The organism is Thorsellia anophelis DSM 18579 (assembly GCF_900111395.1).
In the GTDB taxonomy this organism is placed as follows: domain Bacteria; phylum Pseudomonadota; class Gammaproteobacteria; order Enterobacterales; family Thorselliaceae; genus Thorsellia; species Thorsellia anophelis.
Window position 1 is genome coordinate 55,718 of record NZ_FOHV01000016.1, and the last position, 1,242, is coordinate 56,959.

Genomic DNA, 1,242 nt, shown 5'->3' on the forward strand with positions numbered 1-1,242 from the left:
CTGGAAATAATCATACAGTGGCTTAAACTCTTCACTTAAATAGGTAACACATGTTGCCCAATTAGAAGGTATTCTACTGTCTTTAATTTTAAATAAATTAGCTGGAATCCAATTGGGATCTCCATATTTATTACAAACCAAATAGTCGACCCTATATGAACGAAACTTTAATCCGTAAACTTTATATTCAGTACCTATTTCATAGTCGAAATACACACTTTTACCAGTTTCACTATCTGATAAATATTCAACACCAAAATCTTCTGCTTTATTAAAAATACATTCTACCAACATAATTGTCACTCCTTTAATTTTTTTTAGGTGGTTAATATTTGAATTTAAAATCATCAACCATACCTGTTTTTTTTATTTATGACATAATGAATTTCTATTCCATTCACATAATAACTCATTTTAATCCATCCCTCTGAGCCTGGTCACCTTTTATCTGTCATTGGCACTCTTATCCTTTTTCCTTTTGTTGGATCAGACATTACTTCTTTAAGTGCTAGTTGCTCCTTAAGATTTTAGGGTTCGCTTCCCCCTATGTCACACTACCTGTCCATTGATAACTTAATCATAATAAGGACAGACAAATGAGTAAATTTACCGTAGAATTCAAAGAAACAATTTTGACAAAATTATTGGATGGTGACTATACGAGTATCACCGCATTAGCCCAACACTATAACATCTCAACAAGCACACTTTATAAATGGCAAACTGAGCTTAAAGCAGGATTGAATGATAACGGCATGAAAAATAAAACAACATCTAAAAAGACAAACAGTAAAACTAAATCACCCATCCCTGTTAATAAGCTCACTGAAGCGCAGAAAAAACTCAATATCATCATTGCTACATCGACATTAAATGAAGCAGAATTAGCAAGATACTGCAGAGAAAATGGATATGACATTGCCATGGTTAAGTCGCTCTTGAGTGAGTGCGTAGAAGCGCTTGCCATGAAAGAAATGAATGTGATTGCTGAGAGCCATAAATTAACTGAAAAAGATAAAGAAATCAACCACTACAAGAAAGAGCTTGCCCGTAAAGACCGAGCCTTATCTGAAACCGCCGCGTTGTTGGTACTCTCAAAAAAGGCCAAAGCCATTTGGGGGGAAACGCAGGAAGATTAATCACCTGTGAAGACCGCCAAATGGCTATAAACAGCATCAAAGAAGCCGTCAACCATGGTGCCAGAATCGAGTCCGCATGTGAGGTGTTAGAAATTAGTTCACG

Annotated in this window: 2 protein-coding genes; one reads left to right on the top strand and one right to left on the bottom strand. The window is 35.7% G+C overall.

Annotated elements, in window-relative coordinates:
• Positions 1-294, bottom strand: a 294-nt coding sequence (locus BMW37_RS15150) for a hypothetical protein (protein WP_218139516.1), incomplete at its 3' end; no start/stop codon positions are given.
• 302 nt (positions 295-596) lie between these two features.
• Here BMW37_RS15150 and BMW37_RS10035 point away from each other — a divergent pair.
• Positions 597-1,139, top strand: coding sequence for a transposase (locus BMW37_RS10035; RefSeq protein WP_093320487.1), 543 nt, complete (start codon positions 597-599; stop codon positions 1,137-1,139).
• The last annotated feature ends 103 nt before the right edge of the window (positions 1,140-1,242 follow it).